The sequence below is a fragment of the Zobellia galactanivorans genome, assembly GCF_000973105.1.
Lineage (GTDB): Bacteria > Bacteroidota > Bacteroidia > Flavobacteriales > Flavobacteriaceae > Zobellia > Zobellia galactanivorans.
In genome coordinates this window covers 642,741-660,108 of sequence record NC_015844.1, presented here as the reverse complement: position 1 = coordinate 660,108, position 17,368 = coordinate 642,741, and the positions used below count along the sequence as shown (strand labels likewise).

The window sequence follows — 17,368 nt, the reverse complement described above, 5'->3', positions numbered from 1 at the left end:
TTATTCGTATCTTTTTATTTGTAACATTGAATTATCGATTCAAAGTTAATCGGCAATAAGCTAAAGCTTTTTTTGTAAAGTTGCTTAGATTTGTCTTAACTACCTAAAATATTTGAACACTATGCCGCAAGTTACCGTTTTCAGTCTTTTTTCCGAATTTGATATTGATCTTTTTAAGTCGGGAAAGCATTTTAGATTGTACGAAAAATTAGGTTCCCACCTTGTAGAATTTGAAGGGGTCAAAGGAACTTATTTTGCCGTTTGGGCGCCATCGGCACGCTCGGTATCCGTTATCGGGAACTTCAATGATTGGGATGATGAAAAGCATATGCTCAACGTTCGTTGGGACGGGAGTGGTATTTGGGAAGGTTTTATACCCGATATAGGGGTGGGTGAACTTTACAAGTACAAGATCTATTCGAACAATCATGGGGCCGTTACGGAAAAGGCCGATCCTTTTGCCCGTTATTGTGAACACCCGCCTAAAACCGCTTCTATCGTATGGGAGCAAGACTACCAGTGGAAGGATAAGAAGTGGATGGAGAACGTACGAAAGAAAAAAAATGCGCTAGATGCCCCGTTTTCGGTATACGAAGTGCATTTAGGTTCTTGGAAACGCGATAAGGACGGAAATTTTCTCACTTACGGGCAAATGGCCAAAGACTTAGTGGCCTATGTTAAGGAAATGGGCTTTACCCATATTGAATTCATGCCGATAATGGAGTATCCGTACGATCCTTCATGGGGCTATCAGTTAACGGGATATTTTGCGCCGACTTCAAGATTCGGTGACCCTGAAGGCTTTAAATTATTGGTAGATGCATTGCACCAAGCTGAAATAGGAGTGATATTGGATTGGGTTCCTTCTCATTTTCCTGAGGATGCCCACGGCCTTGGTTTCTTTGATGGGTCGCATTTGTATGAACATCCAGATAGAAGAAGGGGCTACCATCCCGATTGGAAGAGTTTGATCTTTAATTATGGAAGAAACGAGGTGCGGGCCTTTTTGATCAGTAACGCCCTGTTTTGGTTGGATCACTACCATGCCGACGCCTTACGTGTCGATGCGGTGGCTTCTATGCTCTATCTTGATTACTCTCGTGAGGAAGGGGAATGGGAGCCGAATATGTACGGAAATAACGAAAACCTTGAGGCCTTGTCTTTCATTAGGGAATTTAATGAGGCAGTTTACGGCAGTTTTCCCGATGTGCAGACCATTGCCGAAGAATCAACGGCATTTTCAGGGGTGTCAAAACCCGTAATGTACGGAGGCCTTGGTTTTGGTATGAAGTGGATGATGGGGTGGATGCACGATACCTTGGAATATTTTAAAAAAGAATCGATATACCGAAAACACCACCAGAACGATCTTACGTTCAGTATGACCTATGCCTTTACCGAAAACTTTATGCTACCCTTTTCGCACGATGAGGTGGTGTATGGCAAACAATCGTTGGTGTATCGTATGCCAGGTGATGAATGGCAGCGTTTTGCCAATCTGCGTTTGATGTTCGGTTATATGTTTACGCACCCGGGCACGAACCTTATTTTTATGGGGGGCGAATTTGGGCAGACCAGCGAGTGGAACTTTCAAAAGGGGTTAGATTGGCATCTTACCCAGTACAAAGTGCATTCGGGCGTACAAGAATTGATAAAAGATCTGAACAAGGTGTATAGGGACTTTCCGGCCCTGTACCAAAAACAGTTCAGTCCCGATGGTTTTCAGTGGATCGATTACGGAGACCATGAAAACTCGGTGTTGACCTATATTCGACGGGGGCATGACACCAAAGACGATATATTCATCGCCTGTAATTTTACCCCGGTTCTAAGGGAAAACTACAGGGTGGGTATACCCAAATCTTCTGGAAAGTTGAAAGTTATTTTGAACAGTGATGACGAAAAGTACGGTGGGTCGGGCGTTCAGCCCAATATATCGGCCATTCAGAAAAAGGTTTGGCACGGGCGTGAACAATCGGTAGAAATGACCATTCCGCCATTGGGGATTGTTATTTTTCAATAGTCGGGCCTATTATAATGATAATAGTTCGTAAATGGATGTAAAATCATTTCGTTATTAAGGTTTAAAGTCTTTTTTTTGTTAGTCTTTAAATACTCAATACATGATAACCAATACTGAGCTAGAATATAAAGGGAATCTCTATCCAAATCATATTGTAGATTATGTGAGGGATAAAGATAAATTCTATTTTACCACTGAAAACGGAGTGGTCTTAGAAATTACCGTAATTCAAGATAGAACGATCAGGTTCAGATATGCTACCGAGCATGCCTTTCAACCTGATTTTTCATATGCGGTAGATCCTAACGCAAGTCGGGGATACAGTCATCTCGACTGTACGGAGAACCAAACGGAATATATTATTGAGACCGCAAGGCTCAAGGTGCTTGTAGATAAGAAAACCTTACGTACCCAAGTATCGGATCTCAAGGGTAATATCATCAATGAAGACGAATTGGGTTTTCATTGGGAGGAGAACTACGAATACGGGGGCAACACCGTTAAAATGAGCAAGATCACCCAAAATACCGAAAGCTTTTACGGTATGGGCGATAAGGCTACGCACAGTAACCTTAAGGGGAAAAGGGTTTGTAACTGGGTTACCGATCAATATGCCTACGGTAAGGATCAAGATCCACTTTACAAAGCGATACCGTTTTACATTGGCCTACATAATGGCCAATCGTATGGTATTTTCTTTGACAACAGTTTCAGAACCGATTTCGATTTTGCCCATGAACGTCGTTCCACTACCAGTTTCTGGGCCGATGGGGGAGAAATGAACTACTATTTCTTCTATGGCCCCGAAATGCACAAAGTGGTCAAGGCCTATACAAACCTGACCGGGGCGCCAGAGCTTCCTCCTTTATGGGCTATGGGCTATCACCAGTCAAAATGGAGCTATTTCCCAGAGAGTAACGTAAAAGATATAGCCAAGCAGTTCAGGGATCTTAAAATTCCCTGTGATGCCATTTATTTGGATATCGATTATATGGATGGATTTAGGTGTTTTACTTGGGACAAGACCAGGTTTCCCGATCCGAAACGTATGATCAATGAACTTAGCGAAGATGGGTTTAAGACCGTGGTCATGATCGATCCGGGTATTAAAATAGATAAAGACTACTGGGTATACCAGGAAGCGGTTGAAAACGATTACTTCTGTAAGCGTGCCGATGGCCCAAGAATGAAAGGTAAGGTTTGGCCAGGGGAATGTAACTTCCCTGATTTTACCAATCCTGAAGTTCGCGAGTGGTGGGCCGAACTCTATAAAGAATTTATGGCCGAGATAGGCGTTCATGCCGTTTGGAACGACATGAACGAACCTGCGGTTATGGAGGTGCCTACAAAGACAGCTCCGCTCGATACCCGTCATGATTACGACGGCCACCCCAGTAGCCATAGAAAGGCCCATAATGTTTATGGAATGCAAATGGTAAGGGCGACCTACGAAGGGGTCAAAAGATATGTATACCCCAAACGGCCTTTGGTCATCACTAGGGCCGCTTATTCGGGTACACAGCGTTTTGCCTCGACATGGACGGGAGATAATGTAGCTACGTGGGAACATTTGTGGATCGCCAATGTACAGATGCAACGAATGTGTATGAGTGGTTATTCCTTTGTTGGGTCCGATATAGGGGGCTTTGCCGAGCAACCCAACGGCGAACTTTTTGCCCGATGGATCCAATTGGGTATTTTCCACCCCTTCTGTAGGGTACACTCCAGTGGGGATCACGGCGACCAGGAACCTTGGTCGTTTGGAAAGGAAATCACCGATATTGTTAGAAAGTTCATCGAATTGAGGTACGAATTATTGCCTTATCTCTACACGATGTTCTGGAGGTACTCAAAAGAAGGCACCCCGATGTTGCTTCCTATCGTATGTTACGACCAAGAAGATACACAGACCCATTTCAGAACCGATGAGTTTATTTTTGGGGAGCAGATTTTGGTCTGCCCGATTCAAGAGCCCAATGCAAAAGGACGAAGAATGTACATTCCTCGTGGCAATTGGTATAATTTTTGGAACGATGAGGTCGTAGAGGGTGGAAAAGAAAAATGGGTCGTTGCCGACATCGATAAGATACCCTTGTTCATAAAGGCCGGGGCCATTATTCCAAAATATCCTGTACAGCAGTATGTGGGCGAGCTTGAGATCAAAGAGCTGGTATTGGATGTTTATTTTGCGGAAGGGGCCGAAAACTCTACCGTTTATGAAGATGCAGGTGATGGTTATGCTTACGAAAACGGAAAATATAGCTTGAGAAACTTTAAGCTTTTAGGTAAGACAAATGAATTGACCATTCAACAATTTAAGGATGGGGCCTTCATTACAAACTATGAAACGTTTAAGATCAAGTTACACGGACTCCCGTTCAAAATAGGAGAGGTTCAGCTCGACAACGAAAAAGTGGCTATTGAAGACGTTATGCCGAATGGGGGGAATATTATAATCGTAAACAAAGACTTTACTCAATTGCGTATTACCGCAAAATAAGATTTTTGTATTTTACGGATCTAAACACGACCATAATGAGAAAGATAATTTTAGTTTTCGCCCTGTTTTTAGGGGTAGCAGCTTGTAAAACGAATCCGTTTACAGGTAAAAAAGTATTGAATTTTTATCCAAACAGTCAAATTTTTCCGACTGCATTTGCCCAGTATGATCAATTCTTGACGGAAAACAAGGTGGTAGAGAATACGGCCGATGCTAAAATGATCACGAAGGTAGGCCAGCGCATATCGTCTGCTGCGGAAAGATGGTTGACCGCCAATGGTTATTCGGGTTATCTCAAAGATTATCAATGGGAGTATAACCTAGTAAATGACGAAACGGTCAATGCTTGGTGTATGCCCGGCGGGAAAATTGTTTTTTATACCGGTATCTTGCCCATTTGTAAGGGAGAGGCAGGTATTGCCGTGGTAATGGGTCATGAGGTGGCTCATGCCTTGGCCGATCACGGGGCACAGCGTATGAGTGCCGGTACATTGCAGCAATTGGGCGCTGTGGCCGGTAGCGTCGCCATACAAGACCCTGAAAAAAGAGATATGTTCAATCAAGCTTATGCTGTTGGTTCCCAAGTGGGGGTGATGTTGCCTTTTAGTCGAAGCCATGAAACCGAAGCGGACCGTATCGGTCTACAGATTATGGCCATTGCAGGGTATGACCCCGCAGAAGCTGCTGAACTGTGGAAGCGAATGAAGGCCAACAGTGGGGGAGAGGCTCCACCTGAGTTTATGAGTACCCACCCGTCGAACGATACAAGGATCAATAACCTTACGGAATGGGCGCCAGCGGCCAGGGCCGAGGCCAAGAAGTTTGGGGTAACCTCGTTTCAAAAGTAAATAATTGCAATTATTGTATATTTAAAACCGTTCTTAAAAAAGAACGGTTTTTTTATTGATACCATTATGCCAAAAACTATCCTTCCAAAAGGAAGTAAAAAACTCCTGAATGCTTGGGCTTTCTATGATTGGGCCAATTCAGTTTACAACCTGGTAATCTCATCTGCCATATTTCCTATCTTTTATGGGGCACTCACTTTGGTGAAAGACGAAGACGGTAAAGTGCTTGACGACACGGTCCGTTTCTTGGGCATCGATTTTAATAACGATACTTTGATCAGTTATGTGACGGCAGCCGCATTTTTGATGGTCTCCTTTTTGAGTCCGCTTTTAAGTGGGATAGCAGATTATGTAGGGAACAAGAAAATGTTCATGAAATTCTTTTGCTATTTGGGGGCCTTCTCGTCTATCGGACTTTATTGGTTTAATATGGACCACCTTTGGTTTGGTTTGCTGTGTTATTTTATGGCATTGATCGGTTTTTGGTCGAGCTTGGTATTCTATAACTCGTATCTGCCCGATATTGCTTTTCCCGAACAGCAAGATGCCATTAGTGCCAAAGGGTATTCTTTGGGCTATATCGGTAGTGTATTGCTTTTGGTTATTTGTTTGGCGATGATCTTAAAGTTTGACACCTTCGGTTTTGAGGATGAATCTACACCGACCCGGCTTTCATTTGTATTGACCGGTTTGTGGTGGATCGGTTTTAGTCAGTATACCTACTACCACTTGCCAAAAGGAAATAAAAAGGAAAATTTTACCAAGGATATTCTGTTCAACGGGTTTAAGGAATTGAAATTGATTTGGTCAAAGATCAAGGCCAATATACCGTTAAAAAGGTATTTGGGTGCATTTTTTGTATACAGTATGGCCGTGCAGACCATTATGTTGGTGGCTACGTATTTTGGTATAGAAGAACTTGATTGGGGCAAGACCGATTCCACTACGGGACTCATTGTGAGTATTTTGCTGATTCAAATCGTTGCGGTTTTAGGGGCTTACGTAACCTCACGTTGTTCAACGCGTTTTGGGAATATCAATACATTGATTGTATTAAATGTTATTTGGATCATCATTTGCGTTTTTGCCTATACGATTACGACGCCGATGGAATTTTATATCACGGCTTCGGCCGTTGGTCTTGTGATGGGGGGTATACAGTCCCTTTCTAGGTCAACCTATTCTAAGCTCTTGCCGGAAGATGCGGTAGATACCACTTCTTATTTTAGCTTTTACGATGTCTCCGAAAAAATAGGGATTGTTATCGGGATGTTGAGCTATGGGTACATTGCACAGCTTACGGGAAGCATTAGGTATTCAATTATTTTCTTGGGACTGTTTTTTCTAGTGGGGATGATTCTCTTGACACGGGTCAATAAAAAAGCCCCTTAAAAAGAGGCTTGATCGATGACTGTTATACTCGTTTTTTGATGTGTTATTCTTTTGAAATGTCGCCCGACCCCGATACTTTGCTGTCTACCTTTTTCGGGTTGCCGCGATAGCTGATATCTCCCGAGCCTGAAACCCTTGCCTTTAATTTTTCATTGGCCGTGACCTTGATATCGGCCGATCCCGAAACCGTGGCTTCCACGATATCGGCCTCCAGCTCGTAGGCCTTGATGTCGCCCGAACCTGAAATACTGGCTTCAAAATGATGGGTGTTTCCTGAGAGGTTCATATCGCCGGACCCCGACATGGTGGCGGTCAGGGTATCCGTATCTACGTCAAGGGTAATGTCGCCTGAACCCGACATCGATGTTTTGAGTTGAGGTGTCTTTAGGGGGAGATGGCCTACAATGTCGCCCGAACCCGATAGACTTAGGGCGTCTATACTTTCTACCGGCACTTTTATCTGTATGCTTTTATTGCGTAAAGAAGGTTTTAGGTTTACACCGCGTTCAACCTTGATGACCAGCTTGCCGTGATCTACTTTTGTAATGATATGTTTCAATAGGTTTTCTTCGCCTTTGATGGTCAGTTCGCCCTCGCTTCCGCTTACGAGGTCAACATCGAACCAGCCCGATACGGCAATGGCGTCATAGTTGCCGACCGTGCGTTCTATGCTGACCATGTGGCCGTTGCCCTTAACGCTCTTGCCCCATTGTGCCGAGCAGGAAAAACTTATGAAGGCTACACTTACTAAGATTAAATTTTTCATGACTTTCTGTTTTAAATATGATTTTGATGATGTGTTAATTTCTAAAGAATGAGATGCCTCCGTAGTTGCTCACGACAGAAAGCGAATTGGTTCCCTGTGGCGAGCCGTGAAAGCCCTTGTAATAGGTACTTGTGTTTTTTTCTTCCCTGATATTGATTTCAAAATCGTCTATACCGCTCACTCCGGCATATGAGGTTTTGATTTCAAAATTAAATCGATAATCGGGGGCATAGCCAATTTTTATGCTGGTATAATCGGCCCTGATCTCTACGTTGCCCGCATCTTCCGATAAACGGCTTATTTTTAGGGAACCATAGTCGGCCGAAATATCGAGGTTGCCGTGAACGCTTCCTAATTGTACATTGATGTAATCTCCCGAACCTTGTACGTTTTTGACTTCGCCTATTTCAATCTTACCGTAATTACTCGAATATTGCAGGTTTTCCATTTGTTCGACCGAACTATTGGTGTAATCGGCACTTATGGTCAGGTTTCCGGCTTTCGCTATATTGAACCCCGAGTAATCTGCCGATATTTTTCCGCTGTTTATATATGAAATGGTTGATTTAGAGGTGTAATCAAAATTCAATTGGTTGTTCCGGCCCCTGAGCTCTCCGATATCCAAGCGGCCATAATCGCAACTTATTTTGGCGTGTCCGTCTATTCGGTCGAGGTTTATGCTGCCATAGTCGTTGTCAAGGTCTACACTGCTCTTTATCGGTAGCTTGATCGTGTAGTTGATCTGCATGTTTACATTGCTGCTTTTTCCCCAGCTCCAACCCCAGCTACTTTTGTGGTCGTTAAATATGGTCCTTGCCGAGACAACACTATTGCTGGCGTCGAAATCGACGGAAATTTGGTCTAATTTTTCTTGGGCCTTTTCTTCGTTGTTACTGCTCGTTTTGATATGTACCTCTATGAGGATGCGGTTCTCGTTCCAAGAAGTGATATTAAGGTTTCCGTAGCTGTTGTTGACCTCCAAGAGGGCATCGCTGTTGACCTCAAATTCTTTCTTGATGGTCTTTTCCTTGGTGTAGCGCCCCTTGAGCTTGCCCTCGTGGGGAAACAAGTAGAGGGGTAGGGTCAAAAACAAAAGGACTAAGGTTTTATATTGTTGTGCTGTCATCGTATTTTTTTAAATTTTTAATAGTTTCAATGGTGTCGAGAACATCTTCCAAAAGATTGATGCGGGTCTGGAAATTGGTAATCATGGCGCTTAGAATGGCCTTGCTATTGCCCCCATTGATAAGGTCTTCTTCCAGTTGTTTGTAATCGGCTTCCAATTTATTGAGCTGAACCATAGTGTCATCTACGATTTTCTTTGTTTCGGGGGAGGTTTCGTTTTGTAGCTCGTTTACCTGCTCTTCGATCAGGCTGGCGAAATAAAATCCGGTTCTTGAAATCTCCGGTGATATTTTGGCCACTTTTTCCTCTAAGGAGGGCTCGGGCCGAAAAAGGCCTATTCCGAGCGCAAGGAGTACCAGTAAACAGGCGGCAATGCCCATGGGTCTGTACCATGTTCTTTTTTGGGTCTTCAAACTGATCGAACCCTTTTGGGCGTTCAATTTTTGAAGAAACCTCAGTTCATGGCCTGCTGCCGGGGTTTCATGGTCAAATGAACCGTTCAGGTCTTCAAAAAGGTGGTCTATATTATCTTTTTTCATAGGTCAAGCTTGTATCAATTTATTTCTAAGGCTTTCTTTGGCCCTTGAAATAGTCGTTCTGCAATTGGCATAACTCATATTCATTATTTCGCAAATCTCCTCATAATCATAACCTTCAATAAGATATAAGGTCAAAGAAATTCGATAGTTGTCTTTAAGCCGCTTCATGGTTTCCATCACTTTTTGAGCCTTCAGTTCCGTAAACTCATGGGGGCCGCTAGCATCTACTTCATTGTCTTCGACCTTGTGTAACACATCTTCCAGGGCAACCTCGTTCTTTTTTGAACGTTTTCTGTAATGGTAGATACTGTTGTTGATTACAATCCGTTTTAACCAAGAACCAAATGTGACCTCACCTTTGAATGTGTGCAGTTTCGTGAACGCGTTCAAAAACGATTCCTGCATAATGTCTTCGGCTTCATCGCTTTGTTTTATAATCCGCAAAGCCGTATTGTACATGGCTTTGTAATAGCGGTTATAAACTTCAAGCTGGGCACTTTGGTTCCCGTCAAGACACTGTTGTAACAATGTATCGATATGTTCTCTTTGTTGGCTCAAAAAGTGAATGGTTTCTTTATAGATGATCATAAGGTATGGATTGTTACAGTTTGTCATAAAAATAATTTCGCCGTGGTTTTTTCGGTCTGGCATAAGAATTGACCATTATGGAGCGATAGAAAAGGCGCTAGGCTTTGTTTGGCCAATAGGTAAGGCGCTTTTGATGAATATGATGTAAATAGATAACTAAGGGTTCTGTCAATAAAATGACAGAATGACCGCAATTGATACTATGGGAGATTCTAAATTCACGAATTTTGACAATATGTCGCTACAGTCCATCGATGAAGATGCTGAGCTAATACCACTTTTGACCTCTGAGGATGAAGAGGAAATGAGCAACGAGGTGTTGCCAGAAACACTTCCGATACTTCCGCTTCGTAACACGGTACTCTTTCCTGGGGTGGTTATTCCTATTACCGCGGGAAGGGATAGTTCGATCAACTTGATCAAAGATGCGAACAACGGTTCGAAGGTAATAGGTGTGGTGTCGCAAAAAGATAAGGATACCGAAAAACCCACCGTTAACGATATTAATGTATTGGGTACGGTGGCACGGATCCTAAGGGTGCTCAAAATGCCCGATGGGAATACGACCGTAATCTTACAAGGGAAAAAGCGTTTTGAAGTGGCCGAGGTATTAACCGAGAAGCCATATATAACCGCTACCGTTAGGGAAACCTCGGAAGAGAGACCTGATCATAACGATCCCGAATTTTTGGCGATTATAGAGTCGATCAAAGATTTGGCGCTTCGTATTATTCGAGATAATCCCAATATCCCGAGTGAAGCTTCTTTCGCTATAAAGAACATTCAAAGCAATTCGTTCTTGATCAATTTTGTTTCGAGCAACTTGAACCTCAATGTAGACGATAAGCAAGAACTTCTTGAAATCAACAACCTACAAGAGCGTGCCCTTGCCACCTTAAAGCATATGAACCTTGAGCTACAGAAATTGGAGCTCAAGAACGATATTCAATCGAAGGTGCGTAACGATATGGACCAACAACAGCGCGAATATTTCTTGCATCAGCAAATGAAGACCATTCAGGAAGAATTGGGAGGGGTTTCACATGATGATGAAATCTTCGAGATGCGCAAGAAGGCCAAAAAGAAAAAGTGGGATGATAAGGTCAAGGAGCATTTTGATAAGGAATTGTCAAAGATGCAACGAATGAATCCGCAAGTGGCGGAATATTCGATCCAAAGAAACTATTTAGACCTGTTTTTGGATTTGCCTTGGAACGAGTTTTCAAAGGATAAATTCGATTTGAAAAGGGCCCAGCGAATATTGGACCGTGATCATTACGGATTGGAAGATGTCAAACAAAGGATTATCGAGTATCTGGCGGTTCTAAAATTGAGGAATGATATGAAATCCCCCATATTATGTCTTTACGGCCCTCCTGGGGTGGGTAAGACCTCTTTGGGGAAATCGGTTGCCGAAGCTTTGGGACGTGAATACGTAAGGATATCCTTGGGTGGATTAAGGGATGAAGCGGAAATACGCGGACACCGTAAAACCTATATCGGGGCCATGCCCGGTAGGATCGTACAAAGCCTTAAAAAGGCGGGTACTTCCAACCCGGTCTTTATTCTTGATGAGATAGATAAACTCTCTAGTAGTCATCAAGGCGACCCGTCGTCCGCCATGTTGGAAGTTTTGGATCCGGAGCAGAACAATGAGTTTTACGACAATTTCCTTGAAATGGGCTACGACTTGTCAAAAGTAATGTTCATTGCCACGGCCAACAACTTGTCTACCATTCAACCCGCACTTCGTGATCGAATGGAGATAATAAACGTTACGGGCTATACCATTGAGGAAAAAGTGGAAATTGCCAAACGACATTTGCTTCCGAAGCAATTGAAGGAGCACGGTCTTACTTCAAAAGACCTGACGATAGGCAAGCCGCAATTAGAGAAGATCGTTGAAGGGTATACGCGTGAATCGGGTGTACGTTCATTAGAGAAACAGATTGCCAAAATGGTGCGCTATGCGGCCAAGAATATCGCCATTGAAGAAGAGTACGAGGTAAAGGTTACCAATGCGATTGTTGAAAAGGTATTGGGGCCTGCCCGCTTGGAACGCGATAAGTACGAGAATAACGATATTGCAGGGGTTGTAACCGGCCTTGCGTGGACAAGTGTTGGAGGGGATATTCTTTTTATCGAATCCATTCTGTCAAAAGGAAAGGGCGCCTTGAACATTACCGGTAATTTGGGTAAGGTGATGAAGGAATCGGCAACGATCGCTATGGAATATATTAAATCGAATGCCGAAAGATTTGGCATCGATTCAGAAGTGTTCGATAAGTACAATGTGCATATTCACGTGCCGGAAGGGGCTACCCCAAAAGACGGGCCAAGTGCCGGTGTAACCATGTTGACCTCACTGGTTTCATTGTTTACACAAAAGAAAGTGAAGAAGAGCCTGGCCATGACCGGGGAGATTACGCTTCGTGGCAAGGTCTTGCCAGTGGGGGGTATCAAAGAAAAAATCCTAGCGGCCAAACGGGCCAGAATCAAGGAGATTATTCTTTGCAAAGACAACGAAAAGGATATCTTGGAAATAAAAAAAGAGTATCTTAAGGGTCTCAAATTCCATTATGTTACCGATATGCACGAAGTAATAGATATTGCTATTACAGGGCAAAAGGTTAAGAATGCTAAAAAACTCTAATGTCTAAGATTACGATTGCCATCGATGGCTTTTCTTCTACCGGTAAAAGTACCTTGGCCAAACAATTGGCCAAGGCCCTAGGTTATGTTTATGTAGATACAGGGGCCATGTACAGGGCGGTAACCTTGTTCGCCATGCGTAACGGTTTTATAGGAGGTGAAAGCGAAAAACTGGAAGATTTGGTACAATTGCTTCCCAAAATAAAATTGCGGTTCGAACCCAATGAAGCATTGGGGTTCTCGGAAATGTACCTTAACGGGGAAAACATCGAGAAACAGATACGTACGCTCGAGGTCTCTAATTATGTGAGCCGAGTAGCGGAAATTGAACAGGTGCGCTACAAACTGGTAGAGATGCAAAAGGAGATGGGCAAGGAAAAAGGCGTGGTTATGGACGGTAGGGATATCGGTACCGTGGTCTTTCCCGATGCCGAGCTCAAGGTCTTTATGACCGCATCGCCCCAGGCACGTGCTACCCGTAGGTACAAGGAGCTGTTGGATAGGGGGGAGAAGGTCTCTTACGAAGAAGTACTCGAAAATGTACAGAAACGGGATTACATCGACTCCAACCGTGAGTTTTCCCCACTGCGGAAAGCCGATGATGCCATTGAGTTCGACAATAGCGATATGGGCTTGAAAGAACAGTTCGAGCGCTTGTTGAGCATAGCCAGGCGTTTTATAGAAAGAGCATAAAAAAACCTGTCAGATTTGTTTCTGACAGGTTTTTTATTTTCCTTCGGTTTATCCTTAGATATTCGGAATAACAAGAACTTGATCTGGGTGAATTACATCAGGATTGTCAAGTACGCCCGTATTGGCCGCAAAGATTTGCTTGTACTTCATTGGGTCACCATAATATTGCTTGGCAATTTTGCTCAAAGATTCGCCGCTTTTGACGGTATGTCTGTGGTAGACCGAAGTATCGGAAACCGTAATATTCGCCTGTACGTCAGAAGGATTTTCACCGCCCAATTGCTTGATTTTGTCCCATAATAGGTTTTTTTCGTATTGGGTTCCGGCTTCTCCTTTTATCTTTAAAACGCCGCTTTCTTCCTTAACGTCGCCATTCTTTATACCTAGTTGCTCACCAAGATTTAAAACCTCTTGATATTTTGCTTTAACACTCATAATTGATTTCTTTTTTCTAATGGTTAATATTTGAATTTCTAAGATAACGATAAATCCAGTGTTTTATGTATAAAATGGTATAAAATATGGCTTAAACGGGAATGCTTGGGCCTAAGGGTTGGTAGACTAATAAAAAAGATGTATTTTTGCACACCTTTTTTGCAAAGTCATCAAGAGAAAAAAGGATAGATGAAAAATTGACATATAACAACTTCTACGATCATTGTTTAACTCTTGTGACGTCGTGGAATACAAATTGAACATCAGCAAATGGCTGAAGAAAAAACAACAGCTCAGGTAGAAGAAACTGCCGAAGCAAAACAAGAAGTAAAAGAACAAGCTCCGAAACAAGATCCAAAAGAATTTTTGGAAAATTTTGATTGGGACAAGTACGAAGAAGGTATCGAACGAGTAGATGACTCTAAATTAGAGGAATTTGAAAAGTTGGTAGCTGAAAACTTCGTAGACACTGCCGATGAAGAGGTAGTTGAAGGTAAAGTCGTCTATTTGACCGACCGTGAGGCGATCATAGACATCAATGCCAAATCTGAAGGTGTTATTTCGTTGAACGAATTCCGTTACAACCCAAACTTAAAAGTGGGTGATAAGGTTGAAGTTCTTATCGATATACGTGAAGATAAAAGTGGCCAATTGGTACTTTCGCACAGAAAGGCCAGAACTATTATGGCTTGGGACCGTGTGAATGCGGCCCACGATAAAGAAGAAATTGTTAGTGGTTTCGTTAAGTGTAGAACTAAAGGTGGTATGATCGTTGATGTTTTTGGCATCGAAGCGTTCTTGCCAGGTTCTCAAATCGATGTGAAGCCTATTCGTGACTACGATCAATACGTAGGTAAGACAATGGAATTCAAAGTGGTTAAGATCAACCACGAATTCAAGAACGTTGTAGTATCTCACAAAGCCTTGATCGAAGCCGATATCGAAGAGCAGAAGAAAGAGATCATCAGCCAATTGGAAAAAGGACAGGTGTTAGAAGGTGTTGTGAAAAACATCACTTCTTACGGTGTGTTCGTTGACCTTGGTGGTGTTGATGGTTTGGTGCACATTACCGACCTTTCTTGGAGCCGTATCAACCACCCGAACGAGGTTGTGGAATTGGATCAGAAAATCAACGTTGTTATACTTGATTTTGATGAGAACAAATCTAGAATCCAGTTGGGTATGAAGCAATTGGAGAAACATCCTTGGGATGCCTTGAGCGACGAAATCAAAATTGGAGACAAAGTAAAAGGTAAAGTAGTTGTAATCGCTGATTACGGTGCGTTTATCGAGGTTGTTGAAGGTGTTGAAGGTTTGATCCACGTTTCTGAAATGTCATGGTCTACGCACTTGCGTTCTGCCCAAGACTTCGTAAACGTTGGTGATGAGGTCGAAGCTGTGGTGTTGACATTAGATCGTGAGGATCGTAAAATGTCTCTTGGTATCAAGCAATTGACGCCAGACCCATGGACTGATATTACTACGAAATACCCTGTTGGTTCAAGACACACAGGTATCGTAAGAAACTTTACCAACTTCGGCGTTTTTGTTGAAATGGAAGAAGGTATCGACGGTTTGATCTACATTTCTGACCTTTCTTGGACGAAGAAAATCAAGCACCCATCTGAATTTGTATCCGTTGGAGACAAAATGGAGGTTGAGGTATTGGAGTTGGATGTTGAAGGTCGTAAGCTTAGCTTAGGTCACAAACAGACAACTGAAAACCCATGGGATAAGTATGAGGCTGAATTTGCAGTCGGAACTTCTCACACGGCGGCCATTACCGATATCGTTGATAAAGGTGCTACCATCGACTTTAACGAAGACATTACGGCATTTGTACCGCAACGTCACTTGGAAAAAGAAGACGGAAGCAAGCTTGGTAAAGGCGAAGAGGCTGAATTCAAGATTATTGAGTTCAACAAAGACTTTAAAAGGGTTGTTGCAAGCCACACCGCTATTTTCCGTGAAGAAGAGCAGCGTAACATCAAAGCCGCTCAGAAGAAAGCTGCTGCAGCTGCAGACGAGGCTAAACCTACTTTAGGTGATGCTAACGAGCAATTGCAAGCTTTGAAAGATAAGATGGAAGGTAAGACTAAATAAGTCTTTTCACTTATAGATTACAGATCTCCGTAGCCCAATGGGTTGCGGAGATTTTTTTTTGATTTATTTTTGGGTTAACCACTTCATTAGGCATGAGTTGTGGCTTTGTAAGGCTAAAAAGGGCGGAAAAAGAAGCTTCATATGTGAAAAGAAAAACCGATACATTTGTAAAGACTCTTTTTTTCTAACTAGAAATCGCTATTTTTGTCAAGCTAAACCAACAAAGCAGTATGGGGCAAAAAGTACTTCTTTCTGAAAAAGAAATAAACATCATACTCCATCGTTTGGCATGTCAACTCCTCGAAAATCACCTTGATTTTAAAGACACCGTACTCATAGGTATACAGCCTAGGGGCACCTTCGTGGCGGAAAGATTGACCAAAATATTGAAGGAGGAATATGGTGTAAAGGAAATTAAATCAGGTTTTCTTGATATTACCTTCTATAGGGACGATTTTAGGAGGGGCGATAAGACCTTGGAGGCAACCAAGACCAAAATCGACTTTTTGGTCGAAGATAAAAAGGTCGTCCTTATTGATGATGTTCTGTATACCGGGCGGAGTATTCGTTCGGCCCTTACGGCCATCCAGTCTTTCGGCAGGCCTTCGGAAATAGAGTTGTTGACCCTTATCGATAGACGGTTCAGTAGGCACTTGCCTATTCAGCCCAATTACAGGGGGCGTCAAGTCGATGCTATCAACGATGAAAAAGTTAAGGTGCTCTGGAAGGAGAACGACGGTGAAGACGTGATATATTTGATAAATAAATAACAATGGCGGAACTGAGTGTAAAACACTTATTAGGAATCAAATATCTAAATGAAAAAGATATTCATCTCATATTTGAGACCGCCGATCATTTTAAAGAGGTAATCAACCGTTCCATCAAAAAAGTACCGTCACTACGTGACATTACCATTGCCAATATCTTTTTTGAGAACAGTACGCGAACCAAATTATCTTTTGAACTTGCCGAAAAAAGATTGTCGGCGGATGTCATTAACTTTTCGGCGGGCCAATCATCGGTAAAAAAAGGGGAAACCCTTATAGATACCGTTAACAATATTCTTTCGATGAAGGTCGACATGGTGGTCATGCGCCATCCGAACCCCGGGGCGGGCATTTTTTTGTCCAAACACGTGAACGCGAGTATTGTAAATGCGGGTGACGGGGCCCATGAGCACCCGACACAGGCATTGTTGGACTCTTACTCCATTCGTGAAAAACTCGGTGATGTGGCAGGTAAGAAAGTTGTTATTGTTGGTGATATTCTTCACTCTAGGGTGGCCCTGTCAAATATTTTTGCCTTAAAATTGCAAGGTGCCGAGGTTAAGGTCTGTGGCCCTAAGACTTTGTTGCCCAAATATATTGAGTCGCTTGGGGTAAGTGTAGAGACCGATTTGAGAAAGGCGCTTGAATGGTGCGACGTGGCCAATATGCTGCGCATACAGAACGAGCGTTTGGATATCAGCTACTTCCCCACCACTAGGGAGTATACCCAACAGTTCGGGGTAAACAAGAAAATGCTCGATAGTTTAGATAAGGAAATCGTTATTATGCATCCCGGACCAATTAATAGGGGAGTGGAAATTACGAGCGATGTGGCCGATTCAAAACAAAGTATTATCTTGAACCAAGTAGAAAATGGTGTAGCGGTTCGTATGGCAGTGATTTATTTGTTAGCTTCAAAAATTAAATGATATAA

The 17,368-nt window shown here is 42.8% G+C and carries 14 protein-coding genes; 9 read left to right on the top strand and 5 right to left on the bottom strand.

Annotation, left to right across the window (positions count from 1 at the left end):
• Positions 1-121: 121 nt before the first annotated feature.
• The 4 genes from glgB (at position 122) to ZOBGAL_RS02385 (ending at position 6,763) form a co-directional block, all read left to right on the top strand.
• Complete coding sequence (gene glgB, locus ZOBGAL_RS02400; RefSeq protein ID WP_013991901.1) at positions 122-2,023, top strand: 1,4-alpha-glucan branching protein GlgB; 1,902 nt, start codon at positions 122-124, stop codon at positions 2,021-2,023.
• 100 nt (positions 2,024-2,123) lie between these two features.
• Positions 2,124-4,523, top strand: coding sequence for a glycoside hydrolase family 31 protein (locus ZOBGAL_RS02395; RefSeq protein ID WP_013991900.1), 2,400 nt, complete (start codon positions 2,124-2,126; stop codon positions 4,521-4,523).
• A 35-nt stretch (positions 4,524-4,558) separates the two neighbouring features.
• On the top strand, positions 4,559-5,371 hold the full coding sequence (locus ZOBGAL_RS02390) for a M48 family metallopeptidase (protein WP_013991899.1): 813 nt from the start codon (positions 4,559-4,561) through the stop codon (positions 5,369-5,371).
• A 66-nt stretch (positions 5,372-5,437) separates the two neighbouring features.
• Entirely contained in the window at positions 5,438-6,763 is a 1,326-nt protein-coding gene (locus ZOBGAL_RS02385) for an MFS transporter (protein ID WP_013991898.1), read from the top strand.
• 43 nt (positions 6,764-6,806) lie between these two features.
• Here the strand turns inward: ZOBGAL_RS02385 and ZOBGAL_RS02380 are convergent, their stop codons facing one another.
• Genes ZOBGAL_RS02380 through ZOBGAL_RS02365 form a run of 4 tightly spaced genes read right to left on the bottom strand, consistent with a single transcriptional unit; the run spans position 6,807 to position 9,751 of the window.
• A complete protein-coding gene (locus ZOBGAL_RS02380; protein ID WP_013991897.1) occupies positions 6,807-7,529 on the bottom strand; it encodes a head GIN domain-containing protein in 723 nt (240 codons plus the stop codon).
• Between the two features lie 34 nt (positions 7,530-7,563).
• The gene (locus tag ZOBGAL_RS02375) at positions 7,564-8,655 is read right to left on the bottom strand and encodes a hypothetical protein (RefSeq protein WP_013991896.1); all 1,092 of its coding nucleotides are present in this window, start codon (positions 8,653-8,655) and stop codon (positions 7,564-7,566) included.
• A complete protein-coding gene (locus ZOBGAL_RS02370; protein ID WP_013991895.1) occupies positions 8,636-9,193 on the bottom strand; it encodes a nucleotide exchange factor GrpE in 558 nt (185 codons plus the stop codon). The genes ZOBGAL_RS02375 and ZOBGAL_RS02370 overlap by 20 nt, the downstream gene beginning before the upstream one ends.
• A gap of 3 nt (positions 9,194-9,196) precedes the next feature.
• Positions 9,197-9,751, bottom strand: coding sequence for an RNA polymerase sigma factor (locus tag ZOBGAL_RS02365; protein WP_046287711.1), 555 nt, complete (start codon positions 9,749-9,751; stop codon positions 9,197-9,199).
• A gap of 232 nt (positions 9,752-9,983) precedes the next feature.
• Between ZOBGAL_RS02365 and lon the strand changes: the two genes are divergently transcribed.
• Entirely contained in the window at positions 9,984-12,434 is a 2,451-nt protein-coding gene (gene lon, locus ZOBGAL_RS02360) for an endopeptidase La (protein WP_046287299.1), read from the top strand.
• Positions 12,434-13,126, top strand: coding sequence for a (d)CMP kinase (gene cmk / locus ZOBGAL_RS02355; RefSeq protein ID WP_013991891.1), 693 nt, complete (start codon positions 12,434-12,436; stop codon positions 13,124-13,126). Before lon ends, cmk begins: the two co-directional genes overlap by 1 nt.
• 54 nt (positions 13,127-13,180) lie before the next feature.
• Here cmk and ZOBGAL_RS02350 read toward each other — a convergent pair whose 3' ends face one another.
• The gene (locus ZOBGAL_RS02350) at positions 13,181-13,561 is read right to left on the bottom strand and encodes a LysM peptidoglycan-binding domain-containing protein (protein ID WP_013991890.1); all 381 of its coding nucleotides are present in this window, start codon (positions 13,559-13,561) and stop codon (positions 13,181-13,183) included.
• 270 nt (positions 13,562-13,831) lie between these two features.
• Between ZOBGAL_RS02350 and rpsA the strand changes: the two genes are divergently transcribed.
• The 3 genes from rpsA (at position 13,832) to ZOBGAL_RS02335 (ending at position 17,363) form a co-directional block, all read left to right on the top strand.
• On the top strand, positions 13,832-15,664 hold the full coding sequence (rpsA, locus tag ZOBGAL_RS02345; protein ID WP_013991889.1) for a 30S ribosomal protein S1: 1,833 nt from the start codon (positions 13,832-13,834) through the stop codon (positions 15,662-15,664).
• 230 nt (positions 15,665-15,894) lie between these two features.
• Positions 15,895-16,434 (top strand): bifunctional pyr operon transcriptional regulator/uracil phosphoribosyltransferase PyrR, encoded by a 540-nt coding sequence (gene pyrR / locus ZOBGAL_RS02340; RefSeq protein WP_013991888.1) that lies wholly within the window; start codon positions 15,895-15,897, stop codon positions 16,432-16,434.
• A 2-nt stretch (positions 16,435-16,436) separates the two neighbouring features.
• Positions 16,437-17,363 carry an aspartate carbamoyltransferase catalytic subunit gene (locus ZOBGAL_RS02335; protein WP_013991887.1) on the top strand — a complete coding sequence of 309 codons (927 nt, stop codon included), beginning with the start codon at positions 16,437-16,439 and terminating at the stop codon, positions 17,361-17,363.
• Positions 17,364-17,368: the final 5 nt, after the last annotated feature.

What these genes read in the sequence shown, in the direction of transcription:
- ZOBGAL_RS02335 (WP_013991887.1), top strand. Translation starts at nt 16,437, where the DNA reads ATGGCGGAACTGAGTGTAAAACACTTATTAGGAATCAAATATCTAAAT.
- cmk (WP_013991891.1), top strand. Translation starts at nt 12,434, where the DNA reads ATGTCTAAGATTACGATTGCCATCGATGGCTTTTCTTCTACCGGTAAA.
- ZOBGAL_RS02375 (WP_013991896.1), bottom strand. Translation starts at nt 8,655, where the DNA reads ATGACAGCACAACAATATAAAACCTTAGTCCTTTTGTTTTTGACCCTA.
- pyrR (WP_013991888.1), top strand. Translation starts at nt 15,895, where the DNA reads ATGGGGCAAAAAGTACTTCTTTCTGAAAAAGAAATAAACATCATACTC.
- ZOBGAL_RS02370 (WP_013991895.1), bottom strand. Translation starts at nt 9,193, where the DNA reads ATGAAAAAAGATAATATAGACCACCTTTTTGAAGACCTGAACGGTTCA.
- ZOBGAL_RS02380 (WP_013991897.1), bottom strand. Translation starts at nt 7,529, where the DNA reads ATGAAAAATTTAATCTTAGTAAGTGTAGCCTTCATAAGTTTTTCCTGC.
- ZOBGAL_RS02350 (WP_013991890.1), bottom strand. Translation starts at nt 13,561, where the DNA reads ATGAGTGTTAAAGCAAAATATCAAGAGGTTTTAAATCTTGGTGAGCAA.
- lon (WP_046287299.1), top strand. Translation starts at nt 9,984, where the DNA reads ATGGGAGATTCTAAATTCACGAATTTTGACAATATGTCGCTACAGTCC.
- ZOBGAL_RS02385 (WP_013991898.1), top strand. Translation starts at nt 5,438, where the DNA reads ATGCCAAAAACTATCCTTCCAAAAGGAAGTAAAAAACTCCTGAATGCT.
- glgB (WP_013991901.1), top strand. Translation starts at nt 122, where the DNA reads ATGCCGCAAGTTACCGTTTTCAGTCTTTTTTCCGAATTTGATATTGAT.
- ZOBGAL_RS02395 (WP_013991900.1), top strand. Translation starts at nt 2,124, where the DNA reads ATGATAACCAATACTGAGCTAGAATATAAAGGGAATCTCTATCCAAAT.
- ZOBGAL_RS02390 (WP_013991899.1), top strand. Translation starts at nt 4,559, where the DNA reads ATGAGAAAGATAATTTTAGTTTTCGCCCTGTTTTTAGGGGTAGCAGCT.
- rpsA (WP_013991889.1), top strand. Translation starts at nt 13,832, where the DNA reads ATGGCTGAAGAAAAAACAACAGCTCAGGTAGAAGAAACTGCCGAAGCA.